Below are 13,236 nucleotides of genomic sequence, written 5' to 3'. Positions count from 1 at the left end.
TCAAACGAATTGATTTTTTTAAATATTTATGGTCATGGGAATTGTATACCAGGTTTCAACAGGTTGGCCATCGCGTGTAGCCGGTTTCCATTTAGTTTTAATTGCTTTAATTACACGCGTCATTTCTTTATTCATCGCAGCGTTATTTCCAGTAGTCGAAATAGATTCCGTACTACCGTCAGCATGAATCAAAAACTTGGTGACAGATTTAAAAACTCCTGAGCCATTAATTTTTGATGTATCAAATTCAGAGCTGATATGTCTTCTGAGAGCTTCCATTCCACCAGGAAAAGAAGCCGCAATGTCTGTTTCGATAAATGTCTGGATATCTGTAGCAGGTACTTTCTGATCTTTTGAATTTTCTTTTGATGTTTGCGAAAAAGCAAATTGAAATCCTAAAAGCAAGCCGAATAATAAGATTTTTCTCATATCTCTAAATGATTTAAATGTTGTGAAATAAGCCATGCTTCACTCCAGCACGCCTGAAAATTAAAACCTCCCGTCACCGCATCGATGTTCAGAACTTCCCCGGCAATATGAAAATTGGGAAGAAGTTTTGAAGTCATGTTTTTGAAGTTAATTTCCTTTAAATCAACACCTCCTGCGGTCACAAACTCGTCTTTAAATGTGGATTTGCCTGTAACCTTCAGTTTTTTTCTGCAAAGGTTTTCAAGGATCTGCTGCATTTCTTTTCCTGAGATATTGGAGACCTGTTTATTAAGATCAACTTTTGAAACATCCAGTACTTTCTGCCAGAACCTGTTGGTGACTTCAAAGATCTTCGCCTGCCCGATTGTTTTTTTCGGATTGGACTGTTTAAAATTCAGGAAACTTTCTTCCGCTTCATCCATAGATTTTGAAATAAAATTCACTTCAATCTCAAAATGATACTTTGATTTGGCCAGACTTATCGCTTCCCAAGCTGAAATTTTCAGAACAGCAGGTCCGGAAAGGCCCCAATGCGTAATCAATAAAGGTCCGCTTTCTTCCGTTTTTAATGCAGGAATCGAAATCTCAGCATTTTCAAAACTCGTTCCGGGAATATCCTGCAGCAATTCATCTTTAATATTGAATGTAAAAAGGGAGGGAACAAGATCCACAATCTTATGACCCAGATTTTCAATGATTTTCAATGATTTCGGAGAACTTCCGGTTGTATAAACCACGTAATCCGCCTGAAAATCTCCCAAACTGGTCTTGACCAGATATTTTTCGCCCTGTTTTTCAATTTCTTTAACGGAACATTTTGTTTTAACCTCAACCTTTTTATTCTGAATTTCAGTCAGGAATGTATTGATAATGGTCTGCGAAGAATTGCTTTCCGGAAACACACGGTTGTCATTCTCTATTTTCAAAGGAACGCTGCGTTGGTCAAACCAATCCATTGTGTCCCCTGGCTGAAATTTAGTGAAAACACTTAACAATTCTTTATTACCACGCGGATAAAACTGAACCAGTTCCCGGGGATCAAAACAGGCATGAGTGACGTTGCAACGCCCGCCGCCTGAGATTTTTACCTTCTGAAGTACATCCGAGTTTTGTTCCAGGATGGTAATGCTGTATTTTTTTTCGTCAAGATTCGATGCACAGAAAAAGCCTGCTGCACCGCCTCCGATAATGATGATCTGTTTCATGTATAGGTAATCTTATGCTGAAGATTATTTTTTCAAAAGTACAATTTTTATAAACCATCTTATTTGAGTAATTTTGAAGAATATAATTTTTGAACTTTAAAGTTTAGATTATTAACCATAAAAGCAATAAAAGTTTTTACACTTTAGCTATTTTTAAGTGAAATAGATCGCGCATAGGAAGAGCACTTAAGTTTGTTGAAAATCGTAGATTTTCTTTTTATGTGAACTTATATGTAGTGTGATTATGAACTTAATGTATTTTAAAATGTTAATCTCTTTTGTGACTTTTGTGGTTGAAAAATAACGGAAACTTTATAAGAGCATATTTAAAACGTATTTACATGATTTTTTACCATAAATTCGAAGTACGCTGGAGTGATCTTGATGCCAACAAGCACTTAGCCAATTCATCATATGTACAGTACTGTGCGCAGTCCAGAATGGCCTTTATGACCAAAGAAAAAATGGGAGTTACCCAGTTAAGCCGATGGGGAATCGGGCCGGTGATCATGCATGAAAGATATTCTTTCTTCAAAGAAATCTATGCAGACCAGACGGTTATTGTAAGCCTGGAAATCGATGGATGCTCAGAAGATTCATCAATCTACAGATTTGTCCATAAATTCTATACGCCGGACGGAGTACATTGTGCTACTGCAGAAGCTACAGGAGTATGGATTGATATGATGCTGAGAAAAATGACAACGCCACCGGATGATGTGATAGAAGCAATGAACAAATACAAAAGCCCTGAAACCATCGTGATGACCAGAGAAGATTTCAAAAAACTTCCTTTCCGTCCGGATAATGTGGATCCGGCAGAATTCACAAAATAAAATTCAAGGTTAATGTTCAAAGTCATGAATACATTTTACATTGGACATTTTACAAAAAAGAAAAAATTATGTTTGAAGATAAATCACAGGAACTGACCCCCATCTCCAAATTAGGAGAATTCGGTCTTATAAAACATTTGACAGAACATTTTCCACTGTCCAACGAGTCTTCGGAACTTGGAGTAGGAGATGATGGCGCTGTTATTAATCCTGGAAATAAAAAAGTTGTTTTGACAACGGATGTCCTTGCAGAAGGCGTCCACTTTAATTTAGGCTATGTTCCTTTAAAACATTTAGGATACAAAGCGGTTGTCGTGAACCTTAGTGATATTGCAGCCATGAATGCTGTTCCTACACAGATTTTGGTTTCTCTTGCCGTTTCCAGCCGTTTTCCCGTGGAGGCTTTGGAAGAGATATATTCCGGAATCCAGGCAGCTTGTGCAAGATATAAAGTAGACCTTATCGGTGGAGATACGACAAGCTCCAATTCCGGGTTGGTGATGAGCATCACAGCTGTAGGAATTGAAAATGACGAGAATATCGTAAAAAGAAGCGGTGCAAAACCGAATGACCTTCTGGTGGTAAGCGGAGATCTTGGCGGTGCCTACATGGGGCTTCAGATCCTTGAAAGAGAACACGCCGTTTTCCTTGCAGACCCGAATATGCAACCTGAAATGGAAGGGTACGATTATATTCTGGAAAGACAACTTAAACCTGAAGCGCGAACCGATGTGAAAACTATCCTTGAAGAACTTGATATCAAACCGACTTCAATGATTGATATTTCTGACGGCCTGGCTTCGGAAATCCTTCATCTTTCTGATCAGTCCAAAACAGGATTCAGACTGTATGAAGAGAAGATCCCAATGGACAGCCTGACGATCTCTACAGCGGATGAAATGAACCTTAATCCTGTCATGACAGCATTAAGCGGTGGTGAAGATTATGAATTGCTGTTCACCATTTCTCCGAATGATTTTGATAAAATTAAAAACCATCCTGATTTTACAATCATTGGTCATGCAGTAGAGAATGAAGAGGGTAACTATATGGTTGCGAGAGGCTCCAATCAGCTTGTTCCACTTACGGCGCAGGGCTGGGATGCTTTCCTGGGTAACCAGCAGAATGGATAAAATTATATTTAATTTTGAATATTGTAGAAAACCGCAGCACTTTTTTTGCTGTGGTTTTTGTTTTAACGACTGCTGTAAACTTTAACTTAAAGTAGATATGAAATATGTAAGATTTATCGTTTTATTGATTGTTTTTATCGTAATTGTCGTTTTTATAACGAAAAATGGCGCAAAAGAGTACACGGAAGAAAATAAAGTTTTACGAAATGGAGTGGTTCTGGAAGGAACCGTCTCTGATATAAAAAGGTCCGACAATCATAGTTTTGGTATATTGACCGTGGATGTGCTTCATTCTACCGTTAAAGAATTCTCCAAAAAATCAAAACAGGGAATATATCCTTACCAAATCAGAGATAAAAAGGCTGAAATCTATCTGCCGATATATATTGAAAGGGAGATTGGAGATCGTGTACAATTAGTTTCTGACAAACAAATTATTTATTATAAAGGGAAAAATACTAAAGATGAAGGCGAAGTTTACATCATTACAAACCCTTCGGATGTAGATTTTGTTAAAGAAAATTCAATATTTAATAAGCACTAAAAATGAATCTGTCTGAAAAAAGTATCCCCGTGCATCACCTGACCTCCGAACAGTTTCAGCTGATGACTCTGGATAGCGGACATCCGGAGAACTTTAATGATGTTCACCGGCATAACTTCTTTGAAATCATCTGGTTCAGGCAGGTGAAGGAAAACAGCAGCTTAGAACTGGATTTTGAGCATCATTCACTCAAAAATAACCAAATCTGCATCATCGCACCGGGGCAGGTTTTCAATATGAAGCTTAGAGGTGAAAAAGGCTATGTGCTAGCCATAAGCCGGGAAATATTTAAAGAAGCCTGCGATATAGAAACAATCCTCACAGGTGGCACGTGCCCTTTTTCATTAGATCCTCAAAATGCTGAAACCTGCAGCACCATTGTCTCGCTTATTCAAGAGGAATACAATGGAACATCAAGGATAGATTTATTAAAAACCTACCTGAGAGCATTCTGCATCATCATCACAGAACAGATCAATTTGCAGGATCCTTCAATTAACGACAGACAACGCATCCAGAAACTGGTAAGCCTGATCGAGGAATATTACACAGTTGAGAAGGATACCGGATTCTACGCAGATCAGATCAAAGTAAGTGCTCATCACCTGAATGATATTGTTCGTCTTTTCAGAGGAACGACGGTGAAAAAGATGATTGCCCAGCGATTGGTGCTCGAAGCCAAAAGAGAACTCAGTTTTGGGGCTTTAACCGTTAAAGAAATTGCTTTTAAACTGGGGTTCAGCGATGCCTCTTACTTCTCCCGCTTTTTCAAAAAGCATACAGGCCAGAACCCAGATGGATTTAAGGCTGGAAAAGAGTAGTTAGATGTTAGACACAAGACACAAGACACAAGACATCAGATGTCAGATCTCTAGGTTAAGGGTAAGGCTAAGATTGAGGAACGTCAATGGTGAAAAGCTTCCAACTCAAAAACCCGCGTTACATAACTCATAACTCATCATTTATAACTTATCACTTGCCAAAACTCTCAAATTCATCCTCAGTTTGTGCTGGTCTTCCTTCAGTTCCTGTATGGTAAAGCTTTGTTTTTTAGAGGAATTTTGCAGGACGAAAAAACCGCCTTTTGCGGAACCTTTAATGATTGACTGACCTTTTATGAGAAATTTAAGTATCGTAGTGTTTATTCTGGCACTCCTTAACACCCTTGAATCACTGAGTATAGACCTTTATCTGCCGGCCTTCCCAAGCATGGCTCAGATTTTCCAGACCGATATCGGGCATATTCAGATTTCTATCTCTGTGTTTTTTGCAGGATTTGCCTTCGGACAGCTGCTTTGGGGTCCTTTATCAGATAAAACAGGCCGTAAACCAATGTTGTATTGCGGGCTTTTACTTTTTATTATCGGAGCCACTGCGATATTTTTCACAGAAAATATTTACGTATTGTGGGCGATGCGTTTCTTACAGGCTTTTGGGGGAAGTGCCGGAATCGTCATTGGTCGTGCCATAGTTATTGATCTTTATGACAGGCAGAAGTCTGTATCCATCTTTTCACAGCAATCCCAGATCAGTGGAATTGCTCCGATTGTAGCTCCGTTACTGGGAAGTGTATTTCTTAAGTTCTGGGGATGGAACAGCTCGTTTGCTTTCTTAACGATTCTAGGTCTTATAACCCTTTTCATGGTATACAAATACGTTCCTGAAACCAATTCGAAAATGACACTTCCGGAAAATGCAGAAGACGAAAAAGGATTAAAAGATCACCTGAAAACCATACTTTCAAACAAAGAATTTATCAGCAGTACAATGATTGGGAGCATTGCTTTTGCCTCTCTGATTATTTACATTTCCAATGCCCCGTTTTTATTTATGGAACTTCACGGATTCTCCAGCGGTGTTTTCAGCTTTATATTTGGGTTTAATTCATTAGCCTTAATAACAGCAGCATATCTTACTCCTAAATTGATTAAAAGAATAAGTGACACTAAGCTATTATTGGCAGCAACCCTTTTATTGCTTATTGTATGTAGCCTTCACATCCTTATTGCAGCAGGAAACCTTTCAGTAGCCCTTGAAATTATGATGCTGTATCTGTCATTGCTGGCGATAGGCGTTCTTTTTCCTATTACTTCTGCTCATGCTTTATCCCCCTTTAAAGAAGGGCGCGGAACAGCAGCTGCCGTGATGGGATTTATGCAGCTGATGGTTACTTTTTTACTCTCAGGACTGGCCGGGTTTCTAGAAGCAGATTCCATCATGCCGATGGTCTTCATGCGTGCGGGGATTGCAATCATTGCGGTTTGGTTTGCCTACCGTTCATTTAAAGGTAAAAAAGCGTCTATAGGATTGGAGAGCCCCAAAGGGGCGATTTAGTCAAAAAATAGGATGAAGTCCTATTTTTATGTCACCGCTCTTTTATGTCATCCATATTTATTATCATCCCGTCATTTTTCCTTTTGGTCATACCATTCGGACACTTAATCAAGTAATTTTTGAAACCGACCTCCAAAAGTATCTCTTTGCATAAAATTTAAATTATGAAGAGAAATCTTTTGGCCGCTGCCAGCTGTCTGTTGGGTTATTGGGTCACTGCTCAGTCCGGAATATCCGGCGAACTTAAAACGGAATATATTCCGTTTTCCAACTACATTCGTCCTGAAGACAGTACGAAAACAAATTCCAAGAGTGATTTTAAAAGAGCAGATCTTAACCTTAGCATTCCACTGTCCATGAAGAAGGACAGCAGTGGAAGGGTAAAAGCTTGGTCACTTCTGTTGAGTGGATCGTATGCAAAAATGAAGCATAAAGACTACGAAAAGCAGCTGTTTCCTGATCAGATGCTGAATGCACAGGTCGGAATCCAGCACATGAGACCTTTAGGAAAGAAATGGAGTATGATGATGACTGCTGCCGTAGGGGTGTATACAGACCTTGAGCAGGTGAGTTCCGATGATATTCTAGGACAGGGTGGTATTCTGTTTATCAGACATTTCAATCCTAATCTGGCACTTGGAGCAGGACCTGTCCTGACCACGGCTTTCGGGGTTCCAATGATCTTACCCTGGATCTATTTCGACTGGAAAACAAACGGAAAAATTAAATTCAACATCAATTTCCCGGAGGGAATGGAAGCGGGTTATCTGTTTTCAGATAAATTTGCTTTAAAAGCGGTTGTTAACCTTAGCGGAATGACTGTGGAAAGAAATAAAGACGGGAAATCAATGCTTCTTGGATACCAACAGATCACAGCGGGGATCAGGCCGGAACTGAAACTGAATGATCATCTAAGCCTTCGGTTGACAGGTGGAACAGCTTTGCTGAGAAGTTTCAGTGAAAACGACAGAAAGATCAAGAATATTTTCAAAGACAAAAAAATGATGGATCCGAAGTTTGCCAGCTCATTGTATGTAGCGGTGTCGCTGAGGTGGAATTTGCCGTAAAGGCAAAGATGGAAGATGGAAGATGGGAGAGGGAAGTTACTATCCAACGATTATTAACTTGTAGTCGGTTAATTATGAGTGTGTTTATGGATTAAAAAAAGGCATAGAGTTATTGTTAGCAACTTCAATAACCTCCCTCTTCCCGCTCCCATCTTCCATCCCTATTCATAACTGATAGGATTCAAACAAAAAGACAATCATTTAATTTTATACAAGGATAACTTCCATCCTCCATCTTCCCATCTAAACTACTTACTAATAAGCTTCTTATACACCACCTGATTCAGCAGTTCCTCTTTCCTTGTACGCGAAATAGGAAGCTCTGTTTTGTTGATGAACAGACGTCCGCCGGAGATCATATCAATATGGGTAATATTGATCAGGAATGATTTATGAATTCTGAAAAAATGCTCAGAAGGCAGTGATTCTTCAATAGCCTTCATCGTTTGGTGGATCACCAGGGATTTGTCTTTAAAATGCAGTTTGGTATAATTCTGCATACTTTCGATATACAGAATATCCACCCAGGATACCTTGATAAAGCTGTCGGATTGCCTTACATAGAGAAAAGGATCATCAAAAGGAGAGTTCTTCTTCATCTTTTCAGAGACAATAAACTGCTGCTGAGCTTTGTTCACCGCCTGATAAAAACGGTTGAATGCAATGGGTTTCAGAAGATAATCTACCACCTGCAGACGGTAACCTTCCAGCGCATATTCAGAATAAGCGGTTGTGAGAATAGATAAAGGTGGGTTTTCCAGCTGCTCCAGAAATTCCAGGCCGGTTAAATAAGGCATATTGATATCCAGAAAAAGAAGATCAATTTCCTTTTCCTTAACGATAGCATCGGCTTCCAGTGCGGTGGCGCAGGTACCTTCCACGGATAAAAAGTCGATCTGGTCTGCCAGTTCTTTAAGGTGGAATCTCGCTAAAGGTTCATCATCGATGATCAGGCATTTCATTTTAGGGATATTACTGCTCATTATTGTCGGATAATTGTAGGGTTAAAGTTACTTTGTATACATTATCGGCTGCCACAATGGTAAGCTCGTGGGCATTCGGATACTGTAATTTTAAACGTTTTTGTACATTTTGAAGCCCGATTCCACCAGAACCTTCCTTCTTTTTGTGGGTTGCCAGCTCTGAATAACAGTTTTCGACATAAAATAAAAGAAAACCGTCTTTCTCCATACAGGAAATCTTTACATACCCTCTATGTCCGGGCAGTCTGCAAACATATTTAAAGGCGTTTTCGATGAATGGAACCAGCAGAAGAGGCGCAATGAATGGCTTCTTATGTCCGATACTCCAGTCTGCATTTACTTCCAGTTCGTTGCCCCATCTTAGTTTTTCCACTTCCACCAGATTTTGGAGATGCTCAATATCCTGGCTCAAAGGCACCAGATTCTGGCTGCAGTGATAAAGCTGATAACGTAAAATATCTGAAAACTTAAGCAGCAGATAATCTGCAAGTTTCGTATCCGTTTTCATCAGAATATGAATGTGATTCAGAATATTGAAAACCACATGAGGATTGATCTGATCCTGTAATAACTTCAGCTGGTTCTCCAGATGAGCCTGTTGCAACAAGATATGATCGCGTTCTATTCTTCCGTGTTCCTGATAAAATTTAATTCCGCAGGCAGATCCGTTAATCAGAAAAGAAGCAGGCAGCGCCAGATAGAATCCTTTCCATAAAAAAGGAAGATGATCAACGAAATCATGAGGAAGTTCATTCTTGGAATTCACTTCAATATAGGTGAAGATCATAGAATAAATAAAGCTTAATAATAGAATAACTCCGGTCGCCTGAATCAGAAATAATTTCATCCTTTTTGCTCGTAAAGCATTCGGAAGAAGCCTTGTGGTGAGAAAGTGAGTGAAAAAAAATGATGCAATAACAAGGACAATGGTCTGGAACAGTGCGGAAGGTTTGTCAGAATTAGCCTGAAAGTTGATGTACACAGCTGCTGCAAAAACGAGCCAGAACATCGTAACAAAAATATATTCTCTTAAAATAAAAGGTTTTGTCATGGAAGAGGATCAAGTAGATTTATAAAAAATTAGAAACTGCAGGGCGCAGTTTCTAATATGTAAAGATAATTTAAGTTTTTAAAACAGGAAGTATCCGATTCCTAGCGTAAAGCTGTGCGGCTTAGATTTAAACTCTTTGCTGATGCTCGAAAGCCCGGTTTCATATCTCAGATCTGCTGTGAAATTTTTATAATCCACACCAATACCTCCCGTAATTCCGATATTCGATTTATCAAAACTCTTAAAACCCTCCTGTAATGCTTTGGACGTTGACAGATTGTTTTTAAAAGCATAACTGTAAACCCCGCCGGCAAATGCTCTTACATTAAAATCTTTCGTATTGATGAATTTATAACCGACTACTACCGGAATATCAACAGAATTCCAGCTTAATTTGGCTGAGGTTCCATCTTTAGTGTCGAAAGAGGTTTTTCTTTTGTTGAATAAGGCTTCTCCTTGTACATAAAGGCTTCCGATATCCATTCTGGTCATGATGCCTCCCTGATAGCCGAATCCGTATTTCCCTTCCAAGGTGGAGGACTCCGAAGAGGTTTTTGTAAAATTTGCCCCGCCTTTGATCCCGATGTGGAAAGCATGTGTTTGTTGCGCTTTGGTCTCTATAAAACCAATGATGCATAATAAAAATGTGCTTAGTGCTAAAAACTGCTGTTTCATAAATTGCTTTTAATAATTTGATGCAAAGCAACAGCTATGAAAAGCGGGATAAAACTTTATTTGATGAACTGCAGAGATGCTTTGACAAGGACCTGTTTTTAGCGGGAAAAGCAAAAAAAAATCGGAAGAGAGTACTTCCGATAGATATCTGTTAAAATGGTTCTAAATCTTCGCAATTGGATGGTGGAATGCATCCTCCGGTACCGCCACCGCCGGGATTTCCACCGCCTACGGAAACACATCTTCCGGGATTTCCGTCATCGTCCATTTCACAGGCTTTTCCGAAAGTACATTCACAATCTGTCCAGCAATACGCAGAATCTCCGTTCATATGGCAGCCACCTATACCTCCGCCCAGGATTGTTGACAGATCTTTTCTTGAAAATTTTCTGATTTTTTTCATAGTAAATTGATTTTTAAAGTTAATAGTCTGATGTTTAAGTAAATATAATCAAAAAACTAAATACTTTTCATCAATAAGAGAAATAAGGTGAAAAATTGAACGTAATGAAAAAGAAAAACCCACTGCTTCTGCAATGGGTTGATCTGTATTATTTACTGAAGTTTAACTGTAGAGGAAGACTTACCACAGAAAGGACTGGCCGTCCGTTGGATTCTGCAGGTTTCCATTTACCTTTATCCTTGATACGGTAAAAACCGGCTTCTATAAAGGAGTTTACGTCTTCATTATTCCCTTTTACTTTCGCATTATAGACATTCCCATTAGAATCTAAAGTAAATTTTAGGGTTACTTTGTAGGGATTGACTGCAAAATTCAGAAAAGTAAGGTCTACAGCTTCATTTAAAAGCTTTTGAAAAGCCGCCTTTCCGGTTTCGTATTCCGCTTCTTTGGTAATTTTAGGTGCCATAGGAGGCGGAGCATCAGTTATCATTTTCTTTTCCTCCTCAGAAATCTTCTCTAAGGCACTTTGATAAGACGCTATTTTTGCTTCCGTAAGGAGCCACTCCTGTTTGGTTCTTTCATCATTAGGCTTCGGATATTTCTTGTACAGAGACTTTAATTTTCTGTCGTATTTTGAATCAGCCTTCTCAAATTCAGAGACCTGCGCACTGCTGAATGTAAAAATGAACAGAAGGGCTAATGCTGAAAGTTTTTTCATCAGTATTAAGCTTTTACGATATTAATAATCACTTCAACTGCCTTTTCCATGCTTTCCAGCGCCACATATTCGTAAGGTCCGTGGAAGTTCATTCCTCCTGCAAAAATATTTGGACAAGGTAGACCCATATAGGATAGCTGAGCGCCGTCTGTTCCTCCTCTGATAGCTTTGATTTTAGGCTCGATATCAGCTTCTTTCATCGCTTTGGCAGCAAGGTCAATGATGTGCATTTTTCCTTCGAACTGCTGCTTCATGTTACGGTATTGTTCTTTGATTTCAACTTCAGCCGTTCCTTCACCATGTTTTTGGTTGAATTCAGCTACTTTTTCCTCCATGAATTTTTTTCTGGCCTCATACTTATCTTCATCATGATCACGGATGATGTATTGAAGCTTAGCCTCAGAAATATCAGCTGTGATATCCATTAAGTGATAGAAGCCATCAAAACCTTTGGTCGTAGCCGGAGTTTCATTGGCAGGAAGCAACTGTATAAATTCTGCGGCCAAAAGACCTGCGTTGATCATTTTTCCATAAGCATAACCCGGGTGAACGCTCAGTCCGTGGATTTTTACCACAGCTCCTGCAGCATTAAAGTTTTCATACTCCAATTCTCCAACTTCACTTCCATCCATCGTGTAAGCCCATTCTGCACCGAATTTAGCAACATCAAATTTGTGAGCGCCTCTTCCGATTTCTTCATCCGGTGTAAATCCTACCGCAATTCTTCCGTGCTTGATTTCCGGGTGAGCGATAAGGTATTCAGCAGCGGTTACAATTTCTGCACAACCCGCTTTATCATCAGCTCCAAGAAGGGTATTTCCGTCTGTTGTAATAAGCGTTTGCCCGATATATTTTTTTAAGCTCTCGAATTTTGAAGAAGAAAGGGTAAATCCTGTCGTTTCATTTAAAAGAAGATCACCTCCGTCATAGTTTTCCCAAATCTGAGGTTTTACATTTTCCCCGCTGAAATCCGGAGAGGTATCATAATGTGAAATAAATCCTATGGTAGGCGTGTTGTCATTGTCAAGGTTAGAAGGAACATATCCCATAATATACCCGTTGTCATCAATGGAAACATCCGCAAGGCCGATCGTTTTCAGTTCCTCTGCAATATAGTTGGCAATGTCCCACTGTCGCGGGGTAGAAGGGGTTGCTTCGCTTTCCGCATCACTGGTTGAATATATTTTTACATAGGCGAGAAAACGGTTCAGTAATTTCTCTTTCCACAATGGATTGAATTCTGTTATACTCATCGATCATAAATTTCCAACAAATATACAATGTAAATTTTTCAAAACTGAACTTTGAGGGATATTTTCAAAGGGTTATCCGGATTGATTTTTTTAATCTAAAGCTGCGATTTCGTTAATCAAATAAATTGTTATAACTTGCATCAATTATGATGTCCAAACGTTGCAAATATGCTTTGAAAGCGATGGTTAGATTGGCAAGAAACTACAACCAGGGATTTTTGTCAACGGCCGTTATTGCACAGGATGAGAATATTTCCAAAAAATTCTTAGAGCAGATTCTTCTCGAGCTGAAAAGAGCCAAATTGGTCAACAGCAAACAGGGAAATGCCGGTGGATATTATCTTCTGAAGTCTCCTGACGATGTTTCGCTGGCAGATATCTACCGTATTTTCGAAGGTCCGATTGCCTTAACTCCTTGTATTTCACTGAATTTCTACGAACCTTGCGATGACTGTGTCGATGAGGCAACCTGTTATCTCAGAAATGAACTGATGATCGTAAGAGAAAAAACAAGAAAAAGCATGATGGAAGCGACTCTTACTTCCTTTATAAAAAACAGCTGAATTTTTTTTTAATTTTTATATCCTACTAATTTGGTAGGATAA

15 protein-coding genes are annotated in these 13,236 nt (G+C 39.2%); 7 read left to right on the top strand and 8 right to left on the bottom strand.

Annotated features, from left to right (window positions below; genetic code table 11):
• Nucleotides 1–18: 18 nt before the first annotated feature.
• Both BM143_RS18500 and BM143_RS18495 read right to left on the bottom strand, forming a co-directional pair.
• A complete protein-coding gene (locus BM143_RS18500; protein WP_167375316.1) occupies nt 19–429 on the bottom strand; it encodes an energy transducer TonB in 411 nt (136 codons plus the stop codon).
• The gene (locus BM143_RS18495; protein WP_090026236.1) at nt 426–1,634 is read right to left on the bottom strand and encodes a BaiN/RdsA family NAD(P)/FAD-dependent oxidoreductase; all 1,209 of its coding nucleotides are present in this window, start codon (nt 1,632–1,634) and stop codon (nt 426–428) included. The genes BM143_RS18500 and BM143_RS18495 overlap by 4 nt, the downstream gene beginning before the upstream one ends.
• Before the next feature lie 341 nt (nt 1,635–1,975).
• On the opposite strand from BM143_RS18495, the gene BM143_RS18490 reads away from it, so the two are divergent.
• The 6 genes from BM143_RS18490 to BM143_RS18465 all read left to right on the top strand — a co-directional run bounded on the left by BM143_RS18490 (nt 1,976) and on the right by BM143_RS18465 (nt 7,548).
• Nucleotides 1,976–2,470 carry an acyl-CoA thioesterase gene (locus BM143_RS18490; protein ID WP_048505151.1) on the top strand — a complete coding sequence of 165 codons (495 nt, stop codon included), beginning with the start codon at nt 1,976–1,978 and terminating at the stop codon, nt 2,468–2,470.
• Nucleotides 2,471–2,538: 68 nt separating this feature from the next.
• Nucleotides 2,539–3,603, top strand: coding sequence for a thiamine-phosphate kinase (thiL, locus tag BM143_RS18485; RefSeq protein WP_090026234.1), 1,065 nt, complete (start codon nt 2,539–2,541; stop codon nt 3,601–3,603).
• A gap of 97 nt (nt 3,604–3,700) precedes the next feature.
• On the top strand, nt 3,701–4,147 hold the full coding sequence (locus tag BM143_RS18480) for a hypothetical protein (RefSeq protein WP_090026232.1): 447 nt from the start codon (nt 3,701–3,703) through the stop codon (nt 4,145–4,147).
• 2 nt (nt 4,148–4,149) lie between these two features.
• Complete coding sequence (locus BM143_RS18475; RefSeq protein ID WP_090026230.1) at nt 4,150–4,968, top strand: helix-turn-helix domain-containing protein; 819 nt, start codon at nt 4,150–4,152, stop codon at nt 4,966–4,968.
• Between the two features lie 295 nt (nt 4,969–5,263).
• On the top strand, nt 5,264–6,481 hold the full coding sequence (locus BM143_RS18470) for a multidrug effflux MFS transporter (RefSeq protein WP_090026228.1): 1,218 nt from the start codon (nt 5,264–5,266) through the stop codon (nt 6,479–6,481).
• A gap of 164 nt (nt 6,482–6,645) precedes the next feature.
• Nucleotides 6,646–7,548, top strand: coding sequence for a DUF6268 family outer membrane beta-barrel protein (locus BM143_RS18465; RefSeq protein WP_090026226.1), 903 nt, complete (start codon nt 6,646–6,648; stop codon nt 7,546–7,548).
• Between the two features lie 248 nt (nt 7,549–7,796).
• Here BM143_RS18465 and BM143_RS18460 read toward each other — a convergent pair whose 3' ends face one another.
• The 6 genes from BM143_RS18460 to pepT form a co-directional block, all read right to left on the bottom strand.
• Nucleotides 7,797–8,531 (bottom strand): LytR/AlgR family response regulator transcription factor, encoded by a 735-nt coding sequence (locus tag BM143_RS18460; protein ID WP_047451165.1) that lies wholly within the window; start codon nt 8,529–8,531, stop codon nt 7,797–7,799.
• Nucleotides 8,521–9,582, bottom strand: a complete 1,062-nt coding sequence (locus BM143_RS18455) for a sensor histidine kinase (RefSeq protein ID WP_090026224.1) — start codon at nt 9,580–9,582, stop codon at nt 8,521–8,523. Before BM143_RS18455 ends, BM143_RS18460 begins: the two co-directional genes overlap by 11 nt.
• Nucleotides 9,583–9,660: 78 nt before the next feature.
• Nucleotides 9,661–10,257, bottom strand: a complete 597-nt coding sequence (locus BM143_RS18450) for a porin family protein (protein ID WP_090026222.1) — start codon at nt 10,255–10,257, stop codon at nt 9,661–9,663.
• A gap of 151 nt (nt 10,258–10,408) precedes the next feature.
• Nucleotides 10,409–10,660 carry a hypothetical protein gene (locus BM143_RS18445; RefSeq protein WP_090026221.1) on the bottom strand — a complete coding sequence of 84 codons (252 nt, stop codon included), beginning with the start codon at nt 10,658–10,660 and terminating at the stop codon, nt 10,409–10,411.
• A 148-nt stretch (nt 10,661–10,808) separates the two neighbouring features.
• On the bottom strand, nt 10,809–11,378 hold the full coding sequence (locus BM143_RS18440) for an energy transducer TonB (RefSeq protein ID WP_090026219.1): 570 nt from the start codon (nt 11,376–11,378) through the stop codon (nt 10,809–10,811).
• 5 nt (nt 11,379–11,383) lie between these two features.
• Nucleotides 11,384–12,631, bottom strand: a complete 1,248-nt coding sequence (pepT, locus tag BM143_RS18435; protein WP_090026217.1) for a peptidase T — start codon at nt 12,629–12,631, stop codon at nt 11,384–11,386.
• A gap of 146 nt (nt 12,632–12,777) precedes the next feature.
• Between pepT and BM143_RS18430 the strand changes: the two genes are divergently transcribed.
• Entirely contained in the window at nt 12,778–13,194 is a 417-nt protein-coding gene (locus BM143_RS18430; RefSeq protein ID WP_090026215.1) for an RrF2 family transcriptional regulator, read from the top strand.
• Nucleotides 13,195–13,236 lie beyond the last annotated feature (42 nt).

The sequence above is a fragment of the Chryseobacterium oleae genome, assembly GCF_900115055.1.
In the GTDB taxonomy this organism is placed as follows: Bacteria; Bacteroidota; Bacteroidia; order Flavobacteriales; family Weeksellaceae; genus Chryseobacterium; species Chryseobacterium oleae.
Note: the sequence above shows the minus strand (reverse complement) of the source record. Positions and strands in the feature narration are given on the sequence as shown.